Raw genomic sequence first — 23,304 nt, forward strand, 5'->3', positions numbered from 1 at the left:
CATGATCGGAAGTCTGGTTTCGGCATGCATCCGCATCGTCCGCCCCGCCTATCTTCCCGCGAGCCGCGCCGCCGCGAGGATGTGGGACCGGCGGTTGGGCATCATGACCGGCGACGAGGACGTGGCCCGGGAGCTGAGGCGGGCGCGGGGCGAAGATCGGCTGTATAGCTTCGGAGCGATCTCCTATCTCGGCATGCGGCGGCTGATGCGCAGGCTCGAGCCGACCCGGAAGGACGTGCTCCTCGACATGGGCTGCGGGGCGGGACGCGCGACCTGCGTCGCGGCGCAATATCCGTTCTCCCGCGTCATCGGCATCGACATCGACGAGCGGCTATGCGCGCTGGCCCAGCACAACGCGCGTCGGCTGCGTCGATGCACGGTACGTCCGGAGATCGTCCACGCCGACGCGACGACCTACCATGTGCCCGACGACGTCACCGTCGTGTTTCTCTACAATCCGTTCCGTGGCGAGGTCCTGGAGTCCGCGCTGACCCGCGTGCTCGAATCCTTCGACCGCAAGCCGCGGCGGCTCCGCCTGGCCTACGCCAATCCGCGCGAGCACGCGCTGGTCGAATCCATGCGGCGCTTCCGTGCCGCGGAGACCTTGTGGCTGTCGTGGCGGCCCGAAGCGGCATGGCATCGCACCAAGGTGGTGCAGTTCTACGAGGTCGAGCCGGCCGACTCCCGCGGGCAGCGGACCGTTCCGGACGGCGGGTGCCTTCAACAGCAAGCGCTCGCGGAGAATATACACCCGGCATTTTTTCTTGCCGCCACCTGCAATGTGTTCGACTATTTTATCACTCACTAATTCCGCCAGGGACGCGAGCTTTGACGGGCCGGCTTCCGGGTGCCGCGCGAGGAGGGAATATATTGGTTCCCATTTTCACGCTTCAGTGAATCGCCGCTTATGCCGGCGTGCACGTCTATTGAATCCCAGATCAGGTTTCGGCGTCTTCCCGCAATCAGTCCTTGGATCGTGTTCGTGGCCCGGTGAGATCTGTGAGGTCGCGCGGGGATGCCGGCGGACGCCCATTGCGGGCCGCATGTGGACTGGAACGGCCGAGGCCAACCGAAGGGATCGGCACGAGGTCATGGCCTCGTCCGTCGGCGAATGTCGCCTTCAACAATCACGGGAGGAGGACGAGGATGGCAAACCTTGCGATCGACCTGAAGCCGAAGAACTTGGCGTCCACTCACCGCGCACTGAAAATAGCAAGCAAAATGATCCTGCGCGACGACCGCATTCTGCTCCATGTGAAGTCGATCAAATTGGCGGTCGAAGCGTCGCTCTTGAGATCGATCTGCGTCTACGACCGGATCATCCCTTTGCTGCCGAAAATCATCGGCAAAAAGGACCCCACGTTACTCGACGTCGGCGCGAACATGGGACAGTTCGCGTTGCGCGTGGCCCGGCAGTTTCCGGACGGACGCATCTATTCATTCGAACCTCTCCATGAAAGCGCGATGGGATTACGGCGGGCCAAGCGCTGGCTGCGCCTGGGCAACATCAGCGTTCACGAGGAAGCTCTATGCGACGCGGTTGGCACCGAAATCATCCACGTTCCCGTGATGAACGGCGGTTTTCGGGATGGAGCGCTCGCGGTGCTCGAGGGAAGCAAGACGGTCTACGACAACGTCAGCTACCAAGCCGAGGCAGTCAAAACGAATACCATCGATGCCTTCACAATGGCCCTTGGGTTGGATCGTATAGATTTCATCAAGGTCGACACGGAGGGCGCCGAGAGCCGGGTCATCAGCGGGGGGCTAGCCACGATCGACCGCCTGCTTCCCACGCTCTACCTTGAGACGCCGCTCGAGCGGCCATGGCTGACAGGTCTGTATGAGCGCGGCTATCAACCTTTCTACAACGACGGCGAAAAGCTGTTCGCGCCGCGCGCAGGCATGCGGCAGACCGACGTGCTTCTCGTCCATTCTTCGAAAACTCCGCAAATAGCCGGTCTGCGCGCCGACAAATGAAGGAGGCTCTGCGGTCGCAACGGCCCAGCGAGGACGCACGGATCCACATTTTGGCCGACGGCTCCGCCGAAAGACCGAATTGTCCGTCGTCAGATGATTGGAGACAGTTGGCGGGGTTCAGGAGCGGAGGCTCTGGTCCATCTGAGGTGAGAGGTTAGGCAGCCTGCGCATGGTGGCCCAAGCGGCGATCCATGAGAGTCTGGCGTTTGATCTGCGCCCGCTCGCGCAGGATGGCCTCGCCGCGGCCGAGGTAGACATCGGCGAGGATAAGATTTCCCAGGCTCTCGTGAGCTCGAAGATGGTTGTCGTGCTCGAAAGGTGGCGACTCGCGCCTCCAGCCCGCCGGGCAGGGAGGCGTGTTCGAGCAGGATGCGATTCCTCAGCGTCAGGTGCCAGCGCTCGATCTTGCCCTCTCGTCTGAGGATGGCGGGGCGCACCGCGGATGTGGGTCATGCCGCGGCTGCCGAGCCAGTCGGCCAAGTCACCCGCGACGTCGCTCGATCCGTTGTCGGTGAGAAGCCGTGGCCGGTGCACGACCTGCACCTGATCGAGCCCGGCGGCGGTCAACGCCAGGTCGAGCGTGGCGGTGACGTCGCTGCCCTGCATCGTCGCGCACAGCTTCCACGCCACGATGTAGCGCGAGAAGTCGTCCAGCACGGTCGACAGGTACCAAGCGTGCTGACGGCAGACAGGGGCAGCGATGACGACGGCGGCGACCAGGGAGGCGATGCTGGGCGACGTGAAGGACCGGATCGGCAGGGCTGAGATGTGCGCGCGGGCGGAGACGGTCGGACTCTTGGCACTGATGACGGTCGGAGCCGATCTCACCGAGGCCGAGGCGCGGCTGCGGCGCATCAGGGACGATCTGGAGGATCTGCGCCGCCAGCAACGGACGCTCGAAGCGAGGACGGGGGCGAAACCATGAGCTGGTCGCCCTGCGCCATGTCGCTGAGCGCGGGCCCGCACCGCTCGGCTTCGTGCCCGTCAAGCGCGAGAGGAATGCGCCGCCGGCTTACTGAACTTCCGAGCACTTTCCGGAGGGCCACTTTTTCGTTTCCATGCGGCGCTTACGCGAAGGGAAACGGGGAGGTTACGCGAATTCGCGACCTCGCGCGCATTGAAGGCCCCGTTCGATCTCAACAGTTGCTGGCACCAACGATCGGGCGCAGCATCGTCACGCGCTCTGGCTAGCAGCTGAGTGGCAGGCACCGGCCGCACGCGCGCCTTTCTCGCCCCCTCGCAGCGCGTGTTGCGGTCGGTGACCTCTTGTCCTGCAAACTCACGCTGCCTTGAGCAGCGCGCCACTACCGAGAGCAGTGGTATCGTCATAAACACAACTAGCAGTTGTATTTTTGCCGGGCTTTGGTTCACTGCTGATGCACGCGGTCGCTCAGCGATAGCGTTGCGGCGGGCTGGGTTGAGCCTTGTGAGAGGGCGCTCCCCGGCCCGCTTCCATAAACGGCCTTGCGCGTCCGTGCAGCTCCTTAACGCCCAATGCGTGAACAGGACTGGCAGCAGTGGCCGAAACATCAACCCCGTCATTCGGTGTCAGTGCCGAAGCGGTGGCGTTGTTCCGGCGATCACCCCAGCCGAGTCCTTCCGGGCACTCAGCGAGGAAGCGACTGCTGCCGCGACTGCCAAGGCAGCCAGAAGCAGCATCACATCGTGCACTGCTCCCAGCAGCGCTTGTTCACTTACCCCGATCGTTCGCCCACGCACGCCTGTCGCCAATTCCAGCCGCCAGGCCAGCAGTGTGGAGGCCGCCGCCACACCTGTCGCTGTCCCGAATGCCCGCATCAGGTTCAACTGCCCGCCAGCTTGTCCGGCGTGCTCGGCAGGCGCGGCACTCAGCGTGGCGCTGTTGTTCGGAGCGATGAACAGCCCCAGACCCGCCCCGTACACCGCAAGCGCGGTCATCATGGCTGGCTCGCTACCCGGATTACCCGTGAGCACCTGACTGAGCCCAACGGCCGCAGCAAGACACAGCGCCATGCCGCCCAGCATCACGAGACGCGGCCATCGCTGCGATAGGCTGCCGCTGAAGGGCGCAACCAAGCCGAGTGAGACGGGCACGATCGTCAGGCGCAGCCCTGCTCCCAGCGGTCCGTCGTGGTAGCCGCGTACCAGCGCGAACGACATGGCGAAGAACATCCCATAGAGCATGGCGTAGGAGAGCAGCACGGCCACGCTCCCGCCGGAGAAGGCGCGGGACTGAAACAGGCTGAGGTCAACCAGTGGTGCTGAAGTCCGCCGCTCCCACCAGACAAAACTCGTGAGGAACACGAGCGCTGAGGCCGCGCAGGCGAGGAGGCCGGGCGAGAGAGGTCCCCAGGCATTCAGCTTCGTGAGCACCATCATCAGCCCGGTCAGGGCTGGGATCAGCAGCAACGCACCAGGCCAATCGAACGCGGTCTCCTCGCTCATCTGCGTGCTCACTGGCACGAGCAGCCAGCCCAGCACCGCTCCGAGAGCGGCGACCGGCACGGTCACCCAGAAGATCCAGTGCCAGCTGAGGCTTCCTAACAGCACGCCACCCAGCGCGGGGCCCACGCTGACGCCAATGGCTTGCGCAGCAGCAAACAGGCCCATAGCCCGCCCGCGTCGTGCAGGTCCTGCGGCGGCCACTAAGATCACGACGCTGTTTGCCCCGAGCAGGGCTCCGCTGACGCCTTGCAGCGCCCGGAAGGCAATCAGCCACGGCAGACTCGGCGCAAAGCCGCAGAGCGCCGAGAACAACCCGAACAGCGCAAAGCCGAGGAGATACATCAGCTTGCGCCCGGCAATCTCGGCGAGCCGGGCATAGACGGGCAGCACAGCGGCGAAGGAGAGGCTGTAGGCCACCGCGACCCAACTCACTTGGTCGAGTGTCGCGTCGAAAGCATGCTCCAGGGCCGGCAGTCCCAGTTGTACGATGCTGGCATCCACCTGCCCAGCAAAGGCTCCGAGGCAGGTGGTGCAGACGACGAGCCAGGGGTAAGCGCCGATCCGGGTCAGGAAGCCGACCGGTGTCGGCTCCTGCAAGAACCTGTTGCGCTGACCTTGCGCTTCTTCTGCAACAGGAACCTGCCCGTCCATGCCGACCTCCTGGCTCTGGTGTCGATAGTGGACGCCGATAAATCCCTCATCTTCAAGTCGAGAGCCTGCGAGCGAGCGTCACGGTTCGGTTATGGACTGGAACAGAAGCGAAAACCTTGGCGGAGTCGTTGCGGATCTTCAACATTTCCGGCTTGACCGGATCATGTCCGATCGCTCAGGTGGCAAGCACGCATGATCTTTTCGGAGTGCGGTCGCGGCACGCAGCACCGACAGCTCCATGACGCTCAGCCAGCGAATGGCCGCTTCAAACCACACATCGGCCGTTCAAAGCGGGCCGGCCGAACGCCCGCTCGTGGCGCAACCCGGACCTATGATTCGGGCTGAGGCGATGTGACCTGACTGGCTGGCTTTGGACCGGGCTGACTGCGAGGATCAGCCAGGACCGGAGAAGCTGGAGGAGGAGAGGACAGAGGCTGAGCGCGGAGCTGGTGGTGCTGACGCTGGGCCAGATCGAGGTGCAGGCAGCCCAAGGCAAGAGCATCGCCGTTGCGTGCAAAGAGGCGGGCATCTGCGAGCAGAGCTACGACCGCTGGCGCAAGGAGTACGGAGGCCCGCGCCCGTCAGCTTTCCGGATCTCGCCGAGCACAACTTTTGATTTTATATCTGGATTGCCCGGCGACCGCCTCTACCTCTGGTTGAGGCAAGATTGGCTCGCCTCTTCCCCGTTGTCAGGCCATGGATGACCCCTATAACCTTGAGCGCTTCACCGAAGCGCAGCGCGGCTGCTACGATCAGGCGCTGCGTGAGCTGACTGCCGGCCGCAAGCGCAGCCACTGGATGTGGTTCATCTTCCCGCAGATTGCTGGGCTGGGGTTCAGCGCCATGGCCCAGCGCTACGCGATCAGCTCGTTGGAAGAGGCGCGGGCTTACCTGCAGCATCCGGCGCTGGGGCCGCGTCTGCGGGCCTGCACCGCGGCGGTCAACCAGGTGACTGGGCGGACCGCCCACGAGGTATTCGGCGCGCCCGACGACATGAAATTCCGCTCCAGCATGACCCTGTTCGGGCATGCCGACCTTGGGGATCCAGCCTTTCGGGCGGCGCTGGATCGGTACTTCGACGGGCAGGAAGATCCACGCACGCTGGAGAAGCTGGTGGGCCACTGAGCTTGGCAAAAACACTGTGATCGCCGGCCTGTGCCGCTGGACGCGCATGCATCTGCGAGGCGGCCCTTGGGGCGCGGCTCAGGGTCAAGTGCGCGATCGTAGGCTGCTGAAGCAATCGGCTCCTTCCACGCACGGACCACCGCCTCGACATCGACACGTCTCGGAGCTGCTTGGAAGAAGCGGCACCGGTTCGCGAGAAGACAGACAGCGCCGCCCACCGGTTCGTCGCCCCTGTCGCAGATTCTGCGTACAGTCCGGCCCGGGATGTTCATCGCGGTCACCTGGACCCGGATCGCTCCTGACCGCTGGCTTGAGGCGCGAGCCGCCGAGGGCATGAAGGCGATCTACGACGCGCAGTCGCGCGCCCGCGTGCATATCCGACCGAAGCTCGGCTCCGTCCGCGTGAGCGATCTGACGCTCGATCGCCTTCGGCGCTGGCGCGATGCGATGGTGCACGCGCCGAAGCGCGTCCGGACCAGCAAGCTAGCCGCGAAGGCTAACACGTGCGAGGTGGACATCTCGGACCCTGAGGCGCTGCGCCGCCGACGTGACACGGCGAACCGGACTCTGACGCTGCTCAAGGCCGCGCTGAATTGGGCCTACCAGCATCAGCTCGTCGAGCGCGATCGGGCTTGGCGCCTGCTCAAGCCGTTCCGCGACACTGGATCGGCCCGCGCCCGCTTCCTGGATGCGGCCGAGCAACAGCGGCTCCTGAACACGAGCGAGGGCGAATTGCGGGATCTCGTCGCCGCGGCGCTGATGACGGGCGCCCGCTTCGCCGAACTCGCGCGGCTGACGATGCGGGACTTCGACCGCACCAACGGGACGGTGTTCGTCGAGAAGAGCAAGAACGGCCGGGCGCGGCACATCCCGCTGACTGCCGGCGGCGTGGCACTGTTCGAGCGGCTATCCGCCGGCTGTGCGCCGAAGGCGCCGCTGCTGACGCGGGATAACAGCGAGGCCTGGAAGCCGGCGCAGTACCAGCGGAGCTTCAAGGAGGCGCTCGCGCGGGCGAAGCTCGAGAGCATCACGCTGCACGAGCTGCGGCACTCCTACGCCAGCGCGTTGGTGCGCAACGGCGCGCCCCTGATTGTCGTCGCCGAGGCGCTCGGCCATTCCGGCACGCGCATGGCCGAGAAGCACTATGCGCATCTCGCGCCGTCATATGTCGCGGACACGATTCGCCGGACAGCACCGGATCTCGACTTGCCGCAGGCCGGACCGGTGCGGTTTGAGGCGTCCTCTCCGGTTCGGGCGAGCGCGTGATGCGGAGCCTTCGCATTGTAGCGGCGCTTTGCGCCTGCCTCGCAGCTGCACCGGTCCGCGCGGACGGCAGCAAGGCCGCCGGCTTCGGAATGATGCGATGCTCCGAAGCCAATGAACTGTTCGAGCAACTGATCTACCGCACCGCCTTCCTTGGGTGAACGATGGGCTTCATGAGCGGAGCCAACGCGGCAATGATGAGCACCTCCAAGGCCTACCGTGGCCTGTCCAACCTCGACGCCGACTTGGTCGTGGGATCGCTCAAGGCATTTTGCGCCGAGAACGGCTCTGCCGCGCTGGCGCAAGGCGTGGAGCGGTTCTTCGGCAGCCGGCCTGTTCTCCCCTGGCCGCCTCAGCCCTGAACAGACAAACTGTCGTCTGCAGCCTGCCCGTTGCTCCGGCAGCGGCGGGCACCTCGCTTGCTCACGCCCCATCTTCTGTTACCCGGTAACGGGCGACCTGCGAGGCTGAGCGATGCAGTGGGACGTCACGCGCACTGACGCCGGCCCTGACATTGAGACCGGCAAGCTGATGTATCTCGTCTCGGCGCGAACGGACCAGTTCGCCGAATGGCTCTCGATCACGGTCACGATCGAGGATACGGGCGACGAGGCGTCCAATCAGATGCGAGCGCTGGACAGGGCCGCGGAGACGGCGAGCACCTTCGCGCAGGCAGTCAGAGCGCAGCTGAGCGAGGCCTGAGGCACGTGAAGAAGAACACCCAACAGCTCTTGGTGGTCTCCGGCACCCTCCTGGCGGCTGGAGCGGCGCTCTGGCTCATCCTACTGCCCGATAATCCGGAGGTCGCCATGGGCAACAGTGCCGCCGCAGCGGCGCTGGCGTCGATCGTCGTGTACGGGGCGGCAAGACGTGATCAGGAGAGAAGGTGATGGCCGCTGAGCACCTGAAGGCGAAGGGCTACCTGAAGTGAGACGAGTTGGCCTGCTGATCATCCTGCTGTCGCTGCCCACCATGGCGGCGCTGGCTCAGCAGCCTGCCCCGGATCAGGCGATCGACCGCGGTGTCGGTGATTTCGTAGCGACCGTCCGCCGTGACTCGCTCGCCGATGTAACTCGGAAGATTGATGATTGCTGGGAGCAGCTCGCGCGTGCGCCTCGCGACCTGCAGCGTGCCATCTACTGCTCTGCCTTCAATTTCGCCGCGGAGGAGTTCGACAAGCGTGCATCCTCCACTTTTGGCGCTGGTAAGACGATCTCCATCGACGACGCACGGGTTCACGCCCGCCGGGCATTGAGTGCTGCCGGCATATCGCCCACGAGTGCGGCTGGCATCATCGAGCTTGTCCGGCAGAAGTCGATTGCAGCCATCTCGCAGCATTTCTAGGTGCCGCCAGTGTCGAGGCAGCCGGAGCCATCTTCATCGAGGAGAATGGCGAGGTAGCCAGGTCTGCAAAGAGTGGGCTCTGCTGCGCGACAAGCGGTGCAAACAGCCCCCAGCGGAGAAGCCACCATTTCACTGACGCTTCAGATCGGAGAAGCCTGTCCGTACGATTTGACGCGAGAACGTTGCAGATACGGCCGCGTTCGCCCTGGAGGTGGGTACCTTCAGAGATCGGTGATTCCTATGAAGCGCATCTTGTTGGCCTCGGCAGCCATGGCCGGCGCACTTGCGATGATCCCGGCAACCGCTGACGCCCGCGGAGGCTTCCGTGGCGGCGGCGGCTTTGCCGGTGGCGGTTTCCGTGGTGGTGGGTTCGCAGGAGGAGGCGGGGGCTTCCGTGGTGGTGCAATTGCCGGTCGCGGTTTCGCAGGGCGAGGCTTTGCAGGCGGCTATCGCGGCCGCGGCTATTACGGGCGCGGTCTTGGCTATGGTGCAGTCGGCCTCGGCCTGGGTCTCGGAGCGGGTTATGGCCTCGGCAGCTACTACGGCAACGGCTGCGCCTACGGGTACGACCCCTACGGCAACTGCAACGGCTACTATGGCTACGGATACTAAGGCATAGCCATCGAACAAGGAGCCCACCCGGTTCGCCGTGGCGGGCTCTTCTTTTCTGGTTCTTACATTCCGCCGTGGTGCTTGCGATGGCCCTTCTTGTGGTGGCGATGACGGCGGGTCCCCATCCAACGCGCGGACTGTCCCGGCGCCATCTCAGGTGTTCCACCGCGCGCGCCCATCTCGCGCTCAATGCCGCCCCGCGGGCCACCAGCTTGCGATCCTGCTGAGTTGTACGGGGTATTGCCCTGCGCGAAGGCTGCTCCCGACAGCAGCGCCAGCGACGCTGCGACGACCAACACCTTTTTCATGAGCGTTCCTCCGGCTGGCGAAACAGCCATCTTGCGGCTGGCCGCAGCTTGGGGGGAACCGCGCGGTTGTGCCTCTGTTCCCGCTTCGCTTACCATTGTCCGGTCGCTGAGCTACACATGCTCGGCCCAGCAGATGCAAGCTCAACGTCCGCATGTCGCCACTCCTCCGGCCTGACTTCCGCTACGATCCTCGGCGCCGACGCGCCGGCGGCGGGATCAACGCGCCGTTGACCCTGTCGGCCCGCGCTCCAGATCAGCTGGGCGGCGACTCTGCCGCTCCCCCAATGACATCACCTTCAGCCCGCTCGGCGTCCTCGCCGAGCCGGGCTTTTCTTGCGGCCGGATTAGCTGAACGCGCCCGTGCATCTAACAAATGTTCCGTTCAGCCCCTCGGGACATCGAGACGAGCTCAGCCCGTCCGGTTCGCCGCGGCGGGCGTTCCTTTGAACGGACGAGGGCAGGGAAAGGTGGTATCTCTTTTGCTCTGACCTGCCCGTTCTTCCACATACCGAAGTCTCGTTTACAGCGGCGCTTCTCTATCTGCCTGATAGGTTTAGATTGGGCGTGCTTCGATTGTTCACCTCGCATACTTCACGCCGCGGATGAGCCGGGCCATGGCAGAGCGTTTCCATTTCCGGTTGGTGAACACCGTCCACACCCTAGAAGACCCAATCGGCGCTTGCGCGGGCAATCTCGATGAAGCTGAACGAGAGGCGCTCCTGGGGATCGAGGAGTTGCGCCTGATGGGCGAGTTGCCGGCAGACATCGAGCAATGGCACCTCGAGATCCGCAGCGCTTCAGGGGTGCTTCTGCGCTCGATCGCGCTTTGCTGACGGAATCTGGAGCAGCAAAGCGCGAACGTGAGCGCGCACGGATTGCACCTCTGCTGCGGCGGATGCGGTCTGACTGGCAGAGCTCAAGCCAGCGGTGCGGAGCTGATCGCCAGGCCGATCCGGGCAAACGACTTTCATCGTCGTTCCTCTAAGAACGAATGAATCATAGCACTTTGCATAAACAGGTAGGAGTATGGGCTCTGCTGAGCAACGGTAGGAACCGAACAGACTAGCCAAATTTACACTTCGATTGAAAAATCTTGGCGACGCTTGAGTAGTTTGCGCCAAGTTATCAAGCATTGACCGGTCCCGACGACTGTAAGGCGAAGGCTGCCGACAAGCGTCGCAACGCGCGGGGGGCCTGGGCCAAGCATCAGCAGCAGCGCGCCTTTCTACAGGGCCACGCTCTCGCTGGCCGGCGAGGGGCCGGCGGAGCATTCGACTTCGCACTGAGGCCGCTCTTTTGCGGCCGGATCGCCCTTTCAGCCGGAAGTCGTGCTGATGAGTAATCTGCGCGCCGGACGCGCGAGCAGCGCACGGGATTGGTGAAGAAGGGTCCTCGATCGAGCGAGGCCGGGCACCTTAGGTGCGGTTCTTCGCTTGCGGGCCTGAGCCATCTCGGTGCGCTTTGCACCTTACCTGTGTGAGTTTTGCGCTACGCGTTTGCTGGCACGGAAGTCGGACCGGTCCTCACACCCGGCCCGATCCCGCTGGCGTCACTTTTCCGACGGCGCTGGCGGGATCAACCTCGAGACTTGGGCAGTCAGAGCCCCGCAGCCCCGGCTGACGGCGCTTTTTCGTGCGCCCAGCACTTTACCTTTGCGGGCGCGGCGGTGCCGAATCGGGTCGACCGTCCATGGGGCGGATCGCATACGCCGGCACAGGCCTCGTTGGTGACACCCTCCGATCAACACGGGCGGGGGCGATCCCCAGAAGACCTCCAGCCCGCCCGGCCACTCGCCGCGGCGGGTTTCCTGTGCGCGTCCGCATTTCGTTGAGGGCCAAGGCATTCCCGCTGCGCTGTCGCCAGCCTATGTACGGATTTGAACGTTCATGGGCAGCAGCATGATCAATGCCGTTCAGAGTCGTATGGCCCGGGCTGCATTGAACTGGGCCGCAATAGACCTTGCGCGCGCCTCTGGTGTCAGCCTCGCGACAGTTCAGCGGTTTGAGCAGAATAAGGGTAGGCCGCACTCGACGACCCTGATGTCAATGAGGCAGGCGCTTGAAAACGCTGGCGTCGTGTTTCTTGCGCCGGGTGATATGGCGCCGCGTGGACCAGGAGTGTGCCTGCGGGAGCGAATGTAGAGGCACAGCCGAGGCTGACATGCTGCGCGGCAGTTCCGGGTCGCGTACTCTCTGATTCCCGCCGCGTTTCACCTGCGTGAGTGTGAGAGCCGCTGCGCTGGCGCAGTATGCAGGGGTCGGCTCTTGAAGCCCGACACGGCCCTGCCACTCTCCCACTCCCCCGATAAGCAAGGTGGCGGGGCCGTCCTTCTCACCGTCATGGATCCTCGCCCCGCAGCCTCACGGCTCGCGGGGCTATCGCTGCGCAGTTTGCCCGGGTCGAGTACCACATCTCAGTTGGTAGGCCTTGTCACCCAACCACTTCAACCTCAGTAGAGATTCCAGCCCTGCTCGATCTGCGACACATGGTGTGTCTGAGCTTCCGGGCTTTCGGAAATCTGCACGGCCACGTCCGCCCGCGTCGCTCCATGCGCCAAGGCGTTTGTCCAGTACTCCGATCCGGGATCGGCAGCCGCATGGCGGCCCAGTGCGCCGACGTACAATGCGTCCACAAAGGCCACGTCGCTTTGCGCATTGATGTGCTGCGCATACTCGAGTGAGCTGATCATGTTTTGCGCGACATTCGAAAGCGAGGCGTCGCCTTGCTTCACGAGATTTACAAAATATTGGAATCCATTAGCGTCAGGCGTGCGATTGACGACGCCATAATAAAGACGAGCAATATCTGAGGCTGTTTTATCCGGCACGAATTCACCTTGCCTGAAATCAAATGCAGCAAGGTCTTGCCCCTCAAGAGATGTAGCGATCTGTACTGCGACGGTCGCTCTGGACACCCCTGAACTCAACTCGTTCAGAAAATAGTCTCGCCCGACCGCATCGGAGGGACGATGCAAGCCGTTATCGTAGAGGCTCGCGATGTAATCAGCATCGCTTTGACTGACTGGATGAACGGCAGCGTAGTCAGGCGAAGCAATGATTTGAGCCGCGACGTTGGTAGGGCTCACTCCCGCATTCAGTTGCGCCGCATAATTTTCGAATTGAAGCCGGCTCGGTGATGAGCCGAGGAGGGCGTTGGTAAGCCCGTAAACGGTGCCTCCAGCGCTGTTGTAGCTGTGCTCGACTGATCCAAATAGAGGATTGCCAGGCGTCACGACAGTCGCATTCCCACCTGGGATCTGGTAGTCACCCAGTCTGTCGTTCGTAAACATGAGAACTTGGCCGAGCTGCAGCGGCTTGTTTGATACGAACACATACTCGTTTGGATCGGAAGGTGGCGAGCTCACATTCTTGAAGAGGATGTAGTCTGGGTCGTCGTATTTAGTCGCCGCAACCGTGTAGCTGGGGCCAGTATATGTAACGGCGAGTGAGGCCAAATCACCTGGCATCTGGATTGAACCGTAAAGACTGCCCGTTCTGATCGAGCCGAGGGAGTAGAACTCCTTAATGGTGAAGACGCCATTCGAGAGTTCGACGGCCCCCGTTCAAGCGCCGAGTACGAGGTGTTGAAGGGTGTAAAATTGAGATACAAGACCGCCGCTCCCTATGCGATCCGCGCGTTCGTACAGGGAATTCCATACTACCGCCATTCTCGCGCTATCAATCAGATTTTCTGGCTGCGTTTCAGCGCAACTCCGCCGCGATCTGCGCGGACAGCTACCCGTCGCAGTTCAGGTCGACCATCTCGCTCACGATGCTCAGGACCCGCTGGAGAAGGGCGGCGCGGCGGTTCGGATGCTAGGCTAAGTCCGTATCCGGGCCGCCCCAGGACCACTCGCGGTTCACGCGCAACATTCCAGCAACAGCACCGCGCGACCATCAAGTGCCGCGTTGCCCGATCGCATCCAGCGGCGCGGCCGGCGGGTCGGGCCGCGAGGGCATCAACCGCTCGACCCGCCGCTTTCCAACTCGGCAACCATGCCGCGCTATGAAGCTATGTCGGGCCGCAGACTGCCCAAGTCGCAGCCCGATAGGCGGGTCGAGCTCCGAGGGCAATCAGTGCTCGGCCCGCCTTCCGCCGCTCACCAGCCCACATCGCCCCAGGCGAACGCCCACCGCGCTCCGCCTCGTGCCGGCCATCGCTATCCACAGGCGTGCACAGGCATGATCGAGACGGCGCACGCGCCGGATTGAACCCGACCCGTTCGTCCTATTTGTTCCTGCTGTGTTCTCCAGAGAGAAGCGGCCGGAAGGGATGCGATGCGCTGCCTGCGCGATATTCCGTCTGAGCGTCTGATGGTCGAGTGCGCAGCCTGCCGGCGGCGTGGCTCGTACCGGCTCGATCGCCTGACCGCGCGCTATGGCGAGTTTGCCGAACTGCGCGCGTTCCTCGCCCAGATGCGCGAGCGCTGCGGACAGTTGCCGTGCCAGGCGCATCTCGTCGTGCCGATGCGGCTGGATCTCGACCGGACGGCTGAGAAGAGCAACCGGTTCGATTTGGACATCTGGACGAGCGAGACGACGATCGAGATGAAGCTCGGACAGGTCTGGAACTTCGACGTCGCTGCGGCCGCCTTCGACAGGGCCGTGACGCTCTGGCCGCACTCCATCATGACGGTCCGGCTCGGGGCGCAGGTCATGCGCGCGCACAATCCGGGCGAGCACGAGGCGCGCGCGGCGCAGCACGCGATCTTCTCGCGGCTCGGCCTACGGTAGGCGATCTTCAGCCAAATCGTCCGGTCCGTCGGGCGTCGGGCAGCAGCCACTGCCAGTGCGCAGCGCCCGTCAGCGCTTGCTGAGGCAGCGCCTCGCCGCCAAATTCGACACGAACTTGGGCTCAGCCTTCGTCCTTCCGCTCTCCCCGTGCGACGACCTTCATCATCGCGTCGGGAAGCGGCCGCTGCAGCTGCAGCGCCTCATCGGCCGGCGCCTCGAGCCAGGTGCGGCACTCCTCCTCGGTCGTGAGCAGAACCGGCATCGCCTTCGGGTGAATCGCGCCGACCACGCCGTTCGCCTCGGTCGTGAGAAAGCTGTAGAGTCGGTGCTCCTCTTCGATCGGCTCGTCGCGCTTCGGTCCACGCACGCCCGTCCAGGGCCGCCAGATGCCGGCAAAGGCAAACAGCGGCCGCTCGTCGTTCAGAGCGAACCACACGGGCGTCTTCTTCGGCTTGGTATCGGCGTACTCGCTGAAGGAGGAAACCGGCACGAGGCAGCGAAACTCCGGCTTCAGCCAGGGCCGCCAGTACGGCGAGGCGACGTTGCGCACGTTCGTGACCGGCTGCGTGCCGACTTTCGGCGGAGGCGGGAAGCCCCAGCGCATCATGCTGAGCTCGCGCCCCCCGTCTCGCTGGCACACCACAGGCGCCATCTGATCGGGAAAGATGCCGGGCAGCGGCGGCAGGTTGCCGGTCCGGTCGTCCACGACGCCGAACACCTTGCGGATGGCGTCCTGGCCCTTGGTCAGGCTGTAGAGATTGCACATGCGGCCATCGTCGCTGGACGGTGGTTAAGTTCGAGTGCGCGAACCACCGAACCCGGCCTGTCCCGCTTCCGCATACCTCGCAGCCGGCCTAAGCGGCGCATTTCTCGCCGAGCGCCTGTTTGTGTCTCGGCGCTCTTCCTCCGGCACTCAGTGCCAGCCTCAATCCTCTATTCCGGCGATTGTACGCCATGCGCTCGCTCGGAACAGGATCGCGACCACAGTCAAAACAACGCAATAAGTTCCCGCGTCTGTTTCGAGAAAGGCAGAAAGCTGAGAGTACGCCGCGCCAAATGAGGCCGATCGCGCATCATCGCGCAGCAATCTCAGCAGTAACCCAGAGAAGGCTATGCCGACGCATACTATGCTAATTCCATTGAGGAAATACGATGTGTTCCTTTTCATCTCATTGGAAGCGGACTTTCCCAAGGGTTTATGTGAAAAGAGCTCCATCTCTGCCTCCGATGCGGCTGAACCATGGGACTATTTTCTAGACTTGGAGTGACTGAGGGCCCTGTGGTGGAGATCATGTTCCAAGCATCGCGCCTGCGCGGGAACCACGACACGGTTCTCCGCCAGATGGCGTACAGCGCCATGGTGAATCGACCAGCCAGCGGACTCGGCCGCCCGCAGGCCAATCGAACAAGGCCGTTGCGGGTTGGAAAGCTCGGACACGGCCTCGCTTCCGCTGAGGCTCCGCCAGTAGGCAGGCTCCAAGTCGCGGCTCGCCTTTGAGATGCGGGCGAGCCGCAGTTCATCAGGCAGCCTTGCGCCGAGTGCGGCCTTTCGGCTGCTCCACCGGAGCCTGAGCGCCCGGTCGGCCGAGGCCGATCGACTTGGCAAGTTCCGAGCGCTGGGCGGCGTAGCTGGCGGCGACCATTGGGTAGTCGGCCGGCAGGCCGAAGCGGGCCCGGTAGCTGTAGGGGTCGAGTTCGTGAGACGAGAGGTGGCGCTTCAGCGTCTTGTAGGGCTTGCCGTCGAGGAAGCTGATCAAGGCATTCGGCGTGATCGACTTGCGGATCTGCGCGGGCGTCGGCTTCTCAACCTCGTCAACCGGGGCCGAAGGGACGCCATTCGCGAGGCCAGAGAGTGAGGTGTAGACCGCGTGGATCAGAGCCGGAAGTTCTGTCGGAGCAACGTGGTTGCGTGAGACATAGGCCGAGACGATCTCGGCCGCCTGCTCGATTGTTTGATTGTGCACAAGCGAAATTGTTTCGTCCGTTTCCATGGTGATCTCCTGGCCGACCACATGCAAATCGGCACATTCGATTGCGCCGGCAAGCGGGAAACGGTCAAAAAGTAGACAATCGCCTAACTTTTTTAGGAAACGAATGCTGTCACTTCCATGGAGCGCCACCTCGTGTGTGGGTGCGCCAAGCCGTCCTCATAGCTGATGGCCCCACCGCGAGGACGGTTTGCCGCTCAATCCGCCGTCGGAGCCTTGCGCCGGCCGTGTGATTTGCCAGATGCTTGTGTTGCCTGCGACGTCTCCGCAGCCTTCCGTCGGTTGTTACGCGCCTTCGGCTCCAAGGAGACGATCTCAGCGGTGCCGGTCACATTCGCCATTGCGCTCGGAGATTTGCCGCGACGGAGCTGCCCTAAGCCGAGCTCGTGGGCGAGCCGAGATCGCTGAGCCGAGTAGCTGGGAGCCGTCATCGGGTAGCCGACCGGCAGGCCGTACTTGGCCCGGTACGCCTCGGCGGTCAGCCCCCGCAACGTCAGGTGCCGCCGCAGCGTCTTGTACGGCTTCCCGTCCTCAAAGCTGATCAGGTAGTCAGCAGCAACCGATTTCTTGATCCGCGCCGGTGTTGGCTTTTCGACATCGCTGCCGGCCTGAACTGATCCGTCCGCAGCGACGGTCAGCGCGACATATACTCTCGCTAATAGATCCGGGAGTTCTGAGGGTGGAAGAGAATTGTTCGAGACGTAGGCCGTCACGATATCGGCAGTGAGTTCGATGTAGTCGCTCTGCGTATTTTTTGCCGATTCGGGCATTGTTGTTTCCGCTGCTTCACGTGCAGCTTAACGCGTACCGACCCACCCCACGAAAACAAGGGGGTGCACACCAAAGTTGCCCGAAATCATGGGTGCAATTCGGGGTTATCCAGAAATTTCAGATCGGTTTGAGCGACCAGTGGCAGGTTGGTGGAGCGCCTGTTCTGTCGGATAGGCTCTCGGGTCTGAGACAATCACGGGCCGTCCAATGCCCGCCTCCACCACCGATCGCAGAGCCGCATCAGCGAACTGCGTCTCGGCCCGGCGCATAACGATCGCCTCATCTGTGCAGCACATCGGCCGGCCCGACGAGACGATCCGCGGGCACAGTGCAGTCCAGGCCAAAATGGGCTCGACGACCGGCAGCGGAGATGACGAAGCCTCTACTACCGCGCTTCCTTGTGCTCGGCGCAACGCGTGCGATAGCGCGACCATGAGCCCTCGGCGGCTTCGGCGCCGCAGACCTCGCAAACCTGCAGCGAGCTCGCCAAGGTCCGATCTGTGACGTCCGCTGCCAAGTCAAAATCTGCCGGGCGCCAATCGCCGACCGGACCGATCAGCAGCTGCAGGCCGGCCCGGTTCTCGCGCGCGACCCTCACAACCACGGGCCGACCTTTCAGCCTGTCGAACGCCTCATCGAGGAGCTTGCTCCAGCCGCCGCCGGCCGAGACCTGGGCGTCATCAGCAAGGAGGCTCGGATAGCGGGAGCGGAGATCCTCGGCATCGACCCGCTGCATCTGCGAGGGCGTGCCCCTGATGCCGACTGCCAATCGTCCGGCTGCGATGATCTTCCTGGCAGTCTCCTCGTTGAGATCCTGCCCAAGCTGCACGAGGGTGGCGATCTCCTGCGTTAGGCGTGCGCCCTCCGGCGTGTCCCGCCCCACCGAGCGACGGCGCTCGCTGCGCTGGTTCATCTCGTTGCGGAGGATGTCGCGAGCGAGGCCGTACATGACGGTAGGCGGGATGACCGGATCCATCGTCCCGCTGTGCCAGCCTGCGGGAAGCGTGGTCAAGCACAAGCGGTCGGGCTCCGAACGAGCGTACGGGGCGCGCCGTCCAGCGTCTCGTCACTCGTCTGACCGCCGCAGCGCCCGGCCACTGGTCCTCGTCGTGAGCCATGTCGGACAGCTTGATCGCCTCCGTCACGGAAGCGCCGACAACGCGCACTGCGTGTCATCGCGTCGCCGCCGGTGCTTGGATCACTGCCCGCAAAGCCGCATCGGCAAGCGGTGTCTCGGCCCCGCGCGCGATGATCTCGCGGATCCGAGCCACGCTGTCCGGCGCAGCGAACAGGTCGGCCAGCGCCGCGTTGTTGCGCCCGAGATAGGCCCGCCGCGCAGTATCGCCCGCGTTCGCCAAGAGCGACCGGCCGCCGGTGCGCAGCGCCGTCAGGCCCTGCTGCGGCAGCGTCTCGCCGCCGATCTCGGCCCGATATTGCGTGTTGAAGTCGGTCAGGCTGCCCTGTGGCTTGCGCGTGCCGGTTGCGTAACACGCATCCGGCACGAACAGGTAGCGCAGCTCTCGGGGCTGCGCGTCAAGCGAGCCTCAACGCGAGGGAGAGGAGGTCAGGGGCGGCGTGCTCTCCGGCGGCCGACGCAGCTTCGTCGCCTGCTCGAAGGCGTAGGCAAGTCCGAGAAGCTTGCCCTCACTCCAGGGCTGACCGAGCAGATCCATGCCAATCGGCACACCGAGCGGGGCTGTCTCGCTCGGCGCCGAGAAGCCGGCCGGCACGTCGATCGCTGGGTAGCCGGTCAGGCCGGCCACGATCCCGTTACGGTCAGCCTGGTTCAGCTCGCCGATCGGCACCACCAATCGCTTCTGCAGGGGGTAGATCAGGGCATCGAGGTGCTCCCGGTCGAACACCGAGGCGACATGCGCCTTGAAGGCGGCGATCCGCTCCAGACGCGCCTTGTACTCAGGCTCTTGCATGCCGTCCTGGCGCGCCTCGGCGCCGGTCAGGAATTTCTCGAGCGCGGGCTTGTGAAACCGCCCCGAGGCGATGATGCCGGCAAGGTCCTTCTGCGGCGCGTTCGGGATCCCAGCGAGGTAGCCGTTGAACAGCGTCTTGAACTCGTAGGTCTGAACGTCATTCTCGGCGTTGAGCTTGTCGGCCTCGAAGGCCGGATCCTCGATCGTGACCAGGACCGCGCCGGCTTTCTCAAGGGCATCGAGAGCCTGCTGCATGACGCGGCTCACCTCCGCGTGCTCCGGCTTCGTGCCAAACAGCGCCTTGACGACACCGAGGCGCGCCCCTTTGAGCGCGTCGGGCTTCAGGAAAGCCGCGTAGCTGTCCGGCACCTTGCCGGCCGATGGCGAAGTGAGCGGGTCGTTCAGGTCGGGGCCAGCCATGGCCTGCAGCAGCGCCGCTGCATCCGCAACCGTGCGGGTGATCGGGCCGATCGCATCCTGCGTTTTCGAGACTGGCATGATGCCGTTCAGGCTGATCAGCCCTTGCGTCGCGCGTAAGCCCACCAGGTTGTTGGCCGAGGCAGGCGAGCGGATCGAGTTCACGGTGTCGCTGCCCGTGCCCGCGAGCGCGAAGTTTGCCGCCACGGCAGCACCGGTGCCGCCGCTCGAGCCGCCGGGCGTGCGCGTCAGATCATAGGGATTGCGCACCTGCCCGCCGAGAGAGCTGACCGAGACGCCGCCGAGCGCGAACTCCTGCATGTTGGCTTTGGCCAGGATGATGGCGCCGGCCTTGCGCAGCTTGGCCACGGCGAAGGCGTCCTTCGCTGGCTGTGCGTCGGCCAGAGAGACAGAGCCGCCGGTGGTTGGAAGTTCGGCCGTGTTGTAGTTGTCCTTGAGCACCAGGGGCACGCAGGCGAGCGGCTCGGAGGCCAGCCGGCCGCGGTTCTTGTCGAACTCCTCGGCCTGGATGAGCGCCTTCTGGTTCACCTCACGGATTGCGTCGAGCTTGGGGCCGGCCTGATCGTAGGCGGCGATCCGGTCGAGATAGGTCTGCACGAGCCCGCGGCAGGTGATCTGCTCGGCCGCGAGGGCTTCATGAACGCTCGCGATCGTCGCTTCCTCGACGGTGAATCGCTCCTGCGCCCGAGCAGGAAGTCCGAGAGCGACAATCAGGGCAGCGGTGCTGAGGGCAGTGGAATGCTTGAACATGGATTCCTGTCGGAGAGAGGGGGCCTGCACCGTAAGGCACAAGCTGTACCACTGACGGACGAGCTTACGGTCAGCCCATCAGGACAGGAAGGCACCGAGGCCGACGAGTGAACAAACAGATCGCTACCGCGGTCCGAAGTTTCTGAGAGCCGAAAATCTCTCGGGGCCGTTCGCGCCGGATCCAGGATCGCCGGCGGACAGTACCCGGAGGGCGGGGTAGCTCCACCTGCCGCTGAGGCGAAGCGCTGGCGCAAACTGCTCGGCTGCGCGGAGCGCCCGCAGCGAACTTGGCTTCGTGCACTCAGAAGCCGCGGAAGATGGCGAGCAGGACGAGCGTCAGAACGATCGAGATCAGGATCGAGCCAAGGCAGCCCAGCCGGTTGGAGAAGAAAAAGAACATGCCCGCGGAGAACCGCTAGGCGGCTGCAATGTTCACGGGCTCGGTGGCCGACGACAGGGCGCGATGCACGCTGCCAACGCCGATCCCGAGCTGCTTGGCGATCTTGGCCATGCTGAGGCCCTCGGCGGCGAGCGCCTTGATCTCGTCCGTCTTGGCGCGGGCGGTGGCCTTGCGGCCCAGGTAAGTACCCTCAGCCTTGGCTCGGGCGATGCCCTCGTGCTGACGCTCCAGCATCATCTCACGCTCGAACTGCGCCACCCCGCCCAGGACGTTTGAGCATCAGCTTGCCAGTGGGCGTGGCCGTATCCACGCCGAGGCTCAGGATGCGCAGGGCCACGCCCTTGGCCTCCAGCGCCTCGAGGACCTTCCATTGACCCTTACGAAGGGAACAAGGCCTCGGTGTTTGGGGTCGAGCGCACTGCCTTGCGGACGTGCTCGATGTCGCCCTTCAGCGTCGTCTGGTCGAGGGCTTGGCGGTCGCTGAGCGTCGCGCCCTTCTCGGCCACAGCGGCCGGCAGCTTCTCCTGCTGAAGCTTGAAGAAGGCCTCGACCTGCGCCCGCGTAACCAATGTGAGCGCGGACCGGGCCACGAGGGGGCGGGTCCATTCGTGGAGCCGCCCCGTGCGGTTGTGGACGCCGTACACGACCGCCTGCTTCGGCTTCGCCAGCAACTCGACCCGATCCGGTTTTTCGCCCGGACCGCGGAACGTCACTGCTGTGAAGGGCAACGTCTCGTCTATGCGGTAGAGCAGCAGCCGCTTCGGCCAGGACCCGACACGGCATGGGGCGGGGCCAAGCATCTCAATCGCGTCCGCCTCGATGCCGTTGGCGGTCGCCTCGTCCTGCGCGTCGATGTCGAGCAAAACGAGGCCACCGTCATCGGCGAGGCCGACACCAGCCTTCATCCGATACCAGCGCTCAAGATCCGCTTCCGTGGTCTCGCGCCTCTGCCAGCTAAAGAGGCCGCTCCACAATCCGTCGCGCAGCTCGCCCGGTGCCTTGCCCCGGTCGTCGCGGCCCTTGGCGAGCCGGAGCGCCAGCTGGAACGCGGGAGATAGCTCCACGTTCGGCGGCACCATCGGAAGGATTGAACGGTAGCCGAGATCCCAAAGCTGTCTGAATGGGTTCGGCCGGTTGACCTGAGAGCCTCCAATGTCGGTCCGCTCATCGGGAGCATTGTCCGGCGGCGGGTTGACCGCTATCTTGCCGCTGTCGAGCATCTTCAAGTCCCTGAGAACACTAAGCCAAACGGCCAGGAATCACCCTTGCAGCGGGTGCCTGGCCATTTCGGTTTTGAGGGTGTGAGCGCCTCGGCTCTGGCTCTAGACCGCGCCCGTCTTGCTCCGCGCTTTGCCTTGCCTCGAGCTTCCGCCGGTCCCACCTCCGCCGGGTACGGAGTCTCAGACAAGGATCGGCATGGCGCGCTTCATTGTAGTCGACAGGGGTACGGGCCGGGTCTACGGCGACACGGCTCGATTTAGCGGGGATGGGAAGGTCGTCTCGCCTGCAGATGCGGTCTCTCTTTTCGACCGACAGGTCGGTCGCGCACCTCGAGGCTTCGGCTACGTCAAGCCTGACAGCGGCTGCGCCAGCTACGACGTCTACGAGATCCCGCCGTCCAGCTCTGCCAGCGCCACGGTGAGCGAACGCGAGGCCCAGACCCTGATCCGTGAGCACGGATCTCTCGTGGCCGCTCTCGTCACGTACAATTCCTGAGATGGGGTAGCTCACCGACGGAGCGCCGCTCGCGCTGTCTCGGCCCGCTTTGCCCGGGCGGTCGCTCCACGAACCAGCGCAGTTGAGCGTCACGATCAAACGCCAGAGATCGCGCGAGCGAGAAGCGCATCGAGATCGGTGCGCTGGATCAGTGTGCGTCCCCCGATGCGGGCACGTGGCACCATCTTCGTCTTGAACAGATGATGCATCGTCGTCCGAGAGACGCGTAGGTAGCCGGCAGCTTCCTCCACAGTGAGGATTGCGGCCTCAAGATTGGTCGCCTGAATTTTCTTGGGCATGTGTGAACGGCTCAGAACTATGATGGACTAGGCAATAATTTAGAGAATTCTTGCGGATGCGCAATGTAGCGAAGAACATCCGGCGCGCATGCTGCGACATACACATGACATACACTTCAGGCCAACTGTCTCAAAAAGCTGACTCATCGCAGTGGCTTGGCAGCAGCGCAGCCGGCGGGAATTTTTCTGAAGAATTTTTTTGAGGTGCGACGAAGCAGGCAGCCGAGTCGCTCATCGCGCTCAAACCACGCACAAGGCTCCAGAAGGGGCCAAACTGCGTCTGAAGCTTGCAACGAAAGTGACAACGAAAACCGTCGCGCCAAGCTCATTCACAGCTAAGTGCTTGATTTTGCTGGCGCGCCCTACGGGAATCGAACCCGTGTTTTCGCCGTGAAAGAGCGGTAACAAGCCATTTTCCGGCCACCGGCAGACGTCAGCGTACATGTAACCCATTGAATCGTCTCGGGCTTGTTCCCTTGCGTGATCGTGGGTGTTCGCTTACAACCATTCCGTACATTTTCCGTATAAATCAAGCCCCCTCCCCTGCCCTATGGCTCGCACCGCTCGCAATGCCAAG

General features: G+C 63.9%; 26 protein-coding genes and 3 pseudogenes. 16 read left to right on the forward strand and 13 right to left on the reverse strand.

Annotated elements, in window-relative coordinates; all coding sequences use genetic code 11:
* Position 1 precedes the first annotated feature (1 nt).
* Together WDW90_RS20705 and WDW90_RS20710 are read left to right on the forward strand one after the other, a co-directional pair.
* Entirely contained in the window at positions 2 to 808 is an 807-nt protein-coding gene (locus tag WDW90_RS20705) for a methyltransferase domain-containing protein (RefSeq protein ID WP_336489359.1), read from the forward strand.
* Positions 809 to 1,146: 338 nt separating this feature from the next.
* Entirely contained in the window at positions 1,147 to 1,977 is an 831-nt protein-coding gene (locus WDW90_RS20710; RefSeq protein WP_336489360.1) for an FkbM family methyltransferase, read from the forward strand.
* Positions 1,978 to 2,131: 154 nt separating this feature from the next.
* On the opposite strand, the pseudogene WDW90_RS20715 reads toward WDW90_RS20710, so the two are convergent.
* Positions 2,132 to 2,649: pseudogene (locus tag WDW90_RS20715) on the reverse strand (DDE-type integrase/transposase/recombinase); the annotation flags it as partial.
* Positions 2,650 to 2,677: 28 nt separating this feature from the next.
* Here WDW90_RS20715 and WDW90_RS20720 point away from each other — a divergent pair.
* Positions 2,678 to 2,902 carry a hypothetical protein gene (locus WDW90_RS20720; protein WP_336489386.1) on the forward strand — a complete coding sequence of 75 codons (225 nt, stop codon included), beginning with the start codon at positions 2,678 to 2,680 and terminating at the stop codon, positions 2,900 to 2,902.
* A 623-nt stretch (positions 2,903 to 3,525) separates the two neighbouring features.
* Here WDW90_RS20720 and WDW90_RS20725 read toward each other — a convergent pair.
* The gene (locus WDW90_RS20725) at positions 3,526 to 5,052 is read right to left on the reverse strand and encodes an MFS transporter (protein WP_336489361.1); all 1,527 of its coding nucleotides are present in this window, start codon (positions 5,050 to 5,052) and stop codon (positions 3,526 to 3,528) included.
* Between the two features lie 392 nt (positions 5,053 to 5,444).
* Here WDW90_RS20725 and WDW90_RS20730 point away from each other — a divergent pair.
* The 9 genes and pseudogenes from WDW90_RS20730 to WDW90_RS20770 all read left to right on the forward strand — a co-directional run.
* A pseudogene (locus WDW90_RS20730) lies at positions 5,445 to 5,624 on the forward strand (helix-turn-helix domain-containing protein); the annotation flags it as partial.
* A gap of 124 nt (positions 5,625 to 5,748) precedes the next feature.
* Positions 5,749 to 6,177 carry a DUF1810 domain-containing protein gene (locus WDW90_RS20735; protein WP_336489362.1) on the forward strand — a complete coding sequence of 143 codons (429 nt, stop codon included), beginning with the start codon at positions 5,749 to 5,751 and terminating at the stop codon, positions 6,175 to 6,177.
* 264 nt (positions 6,178 to 6,441) lie between these two features.
* On the forward strand, positions 6,442 to 7,443 hold the full coding sequence (locus tag WDW90_RS20740) for a tyrosine-type recombinase/integrase (RefSeq protein ID WP_336489363.1): 1,002 nt from the start codon (positions 6,442 to 6,444) through the stop codon (positions 7,441 to 7,443).
* A complete protein-coding gene (locus tag WDW90_RS20745; RefSeq protein WP_336489364.1) occupies positions 7,443 to 7,601 on the forward strand; it encodes a hypothetical protein in 159 nt (52 codons plus the stop codon). Before WDW90_RS20740 ends, WDW90_RS20745 begins: the two co-directional genes overlap by 1 nt.
* Positions 7,602 to 7,613: 12 nt before the next feature.
* Complete coding sequence (locus WDW90_RS20750) at positions 7,614 to 7,802, forward strand: hypothetical protein (RefSeq protein ID WP_336489365.1); 189 nt, start codon at positions 7,614 to 7,616, stop codon at positions 7,800 to 7,802.
* A gap of 112 nt (positions 7,803 to 7,914) precedes the next feature.
* Positions 7,915 to 8,142, forward strand: a complete 228-nt coding sequence (locus WDW90_RS20755) for a hypothetical protein (protein WP_336489366.1) — start codon at positions 7,915 to 7,917, stop codon at positions 8,140 to 8,142.
* Positions 8,143 to 8,147: 5 nt separating this feature from the next.
* Complete coding sequence (locus tag WDW90_RS20760; RefSeq protein WP_336489367.1) at positions 8,148 to 8,330, forward strand: hypothetical protein; 183 nt, start codon at positions 8,148 to 8,150, stop codon at positions 8,328 to 8,330.
* Between the two features lie 37 nt (positions 8,331 to 8,367).
* Complete coding sequence (locus tag WDW90_RS20765) at positions 8,368 to 8,784, forward strand: hypothetical protein (RefSeq protein WP_336489368.1); 417 nt, start codon at positions 8,368 to 8,370, stop codon at positions 8,782 to 8,784.
* A 240-nt stretch (positions 8,785 to 9,024) separates the two neighbouring features.
* A complete protein-coding gene (locus WDW90_RS20770; protein ID WP_431311088.1) occupies positions 9,025 to 9,396 on the forward strand; it encodes a hypothetical protein in 372 nt (123 codons plus the stop codon).
* Positions 9,397 to 9,458: 62 nt separating this feature from the next.
* Here WDW90_RS20770 and WDW90_RS20775 read toward each other — a convergent pair whose 3' ends face one another.
* On the reverse strand, positions 9,459 to 9,704 hold the full coding sequence (locus WDW90_RS20775) for a hypothetical protein (RefSeq protein WP_336489369.1): 246 nt from the start codon (positions 9,702 to 9,704) through the stop codon (positions 9,459 to 9,461).
* Between the two features lie 614 nt (positions 9,705 to 10,318).
* Here WDW90_RS20775 and WDW90_RS20780 point away from each other — a divergent pair.
* Together WDW90_RS20780 and WDW90_RS40775 are read left to right on the forward strand one after the other, a co-directional pair.
* Positions 10,319 to 10,537 carry a DUF6894 family protein gene (locus WDW90_RS20780; RefSeq protein WP_336489370.1) on the forward strand — a complete coding sequence of 73 codons (219 nt, stop codon included), beginning with the start codon at positions 10,319 to 10,321 and terminating at the stop codon, positions 10,535 to 10,537.
* A 1,089-nt stretch (positions 10,538 to 11,626) separates the two neighbouring features.
* A complete protein-coding gene (locus WDW90_RS40775) occupies positions 11,627 to 11,845 on the forward strand; it encodes a helix-turn-helix domain-containing protein (protein WP_431311091.1) in 219 nt (72 codons plus the stop codon).
* 308 nt (positions 11,846 to 12,153) lie between these two features.
* Here WDW90_RS40775 and WDW90_RS20785 read toward each other — a convergent pair whose 3' ends face one another.
* Positions 12,154 to 13,170: a DUF4214 domain-containing protein gene (locus WDW90_RS20785; RefSeq protein ID WP_336489371.1), complete on the reverse strand. Its 1,017-nt coding sequence runs from the start codon at positions 13,168 to 13,170 to the stop codon at positions 12,154 to 12,156.
* Between the two features lie 811 nt (positions 13,171 to 13,981).
* Between WDW90_RS20785 and WDW90_RS20790 the strand changes: the two genes are divergently transcribed.
* Positions 13,982 to 14,437, forward strand: coding sequence for a hypothetical protein (locus WDW90_RS20790; protein WP_336489372.1), 456 nt, complete (start codon positions 13,982 to 13,984; stop codon positions 14,435 to 14,437).
* Positions 14,438 to 14,558: 121 nt separating this feature from the next.
* Here WDW90_RS20790 and WDW90_RS20795 read toward each other — a convergent pair whose 3' ends face one another.
* The 8 genes and pseudogenes from WDW90_RS20795 to WDW90_RS20830 form a co-directional block, all read right to left on the reverse strand.
* Positions 14,559 to 15,203 carry an SOS response-associated peptidase gene (locus WDW90_RS20795; RefSeq protein ID WP_336489373.1) on the reverse strand — a complete coding sequence of 215 codons (645 nt, stop codon included), beginning with the start codon at positions 15,201 to 15,203 and terminating at the stop codon, positions 14,559 to 14,561.
* Positions 15,204 to 15,957: 754 nt separating this feature from the next.
* On the reverse strand, positions 15,958 to 16,557 hold the full coding sequence (locus WDW90_RS20800; protein WP_431311089.1) for a Ros/MucR family transcriptional regulator: 600 nt from the start codon (positions 16,555 to 16,557) through the stop codon (positions 15,958 to 15,960).
* A gap of 65 nt (positions 16,558 to 16,622) precedes the next feature.
* On the reverse strand, positions 16,623 to 17,195 hold the full coding sequence (locus WDW90_RS20805; RefSeq protein ID WP_336489374.1) for a Ros/MucR family transcriptional regulator: 573 nt from the start codon (positions 17,193 to 17,195) through the stop codon (positions 16,623 to 16,625).
* 386 nt (positions 17,196 to 17,581) lie between these two features.
* On the reverse strand, positions 17,582 to 18,208 hold the full coding sequence (locus WDW90_RS20810; RefSeq protein WP_336489375.1) for a hypothetical protein: 627 nt from the start codon (positions 18,206 to 18,208) through the stop codon (positions 17,582 to 17,584).
* A gap of 160 nt (positions 18,209 to 18,368) precedes the next feature.
* Positions 18,369 to 18,698 carry a hypothetical protein gene (locus WDW90_RS20815; protein ID WP_336489376.1) on the reverse strand — a complete coding sequence of 110 codons (330 nt, stop codon included), beginning with the start codon at positions 18,696 to 18,698 and terminating at the stop codon, positions 18,369 to 18,371.
* 42 nt (positions 18,699 to 18,740) lie between these two features.
* Positions 18,741 to 20,312: an amidase family protein gene (locus WDW90_RS20820; RefSeq protein ID WP_336489377.1), complete on the reverse strand. Its 1,572-nt coding sequence runs from the start codon at positions 20,310 to 20,312 to the stop codon at positions 18,741 to 18,743.
* A gap of 415 nt (positions 20,313 to 20,727) precedes the next feature.
* Positions 20,728 to 21,079, reverse strand: a pseudogene (locus WDW90_RS20825) (recombinase family protein); the annotation flags it as partial.
* Between the two features lie 10 nt (positions 21,080 to 21,089).
* Complete coding sequence (locus WDW90_RS20830) at positions 21,090 to 21,932, reverse strand: bifunctional DNA primase/polymerase (protein ID WP_336489378.1); 843 nt, start codon at positions 21,930 to 21,932, stop codon at positions 21,090 to 21,092.
* A 196-nt stretch (positions 21,933 to 22,128) separates the two neighbouring features.
* Between WDW90_RS20830 and WDW90_RS20835 the strand changes: the two genes are divergently transcribed.
* Positions 22,129 to 22,428 (forward strand): hypothetical protein, encoded by a 300-nt coding sequence (locus WDW90_RS20835; protein WP_336489379.1) that lies wholly within the window; start codon positions 22,129 to 22,131, stop codon positions 22,426 to 22,428.
* A 95-nt stretch (positions 22,429 to 22,523) separates the two neighbouring features.
* Here the strand turns inward: WDW90_RS20835 and WDW90_RS20840 are convergent, their stop codons facing one another.
* Positions 22,524 to 22,727, reverse strand: coding sequence for a helix-turn-helix domain-containing protein (locus WDW90_RS20840; RefSeq protein ID WP_336489380.1), 204 nt, complete (start codon positions 22,725 to 22,727; stop codon positions 22,524 to 22,526).
* Between the last annotated feature and the right edge of the window lie 577 nt (positions 22,728 to 23,304).

This window comes from Methylobacterium nigriterrae, from assembly GCF_037106235.1.
In the GTDB taxonomy this organism is placed as follows: domain Bacteria; phylum Pseudomonadota; class Alphaproteobacteria; order Rhizobiales; family Beijerinckiaceae; genus Methylobacterium; species Methylobacterium nigriterrae.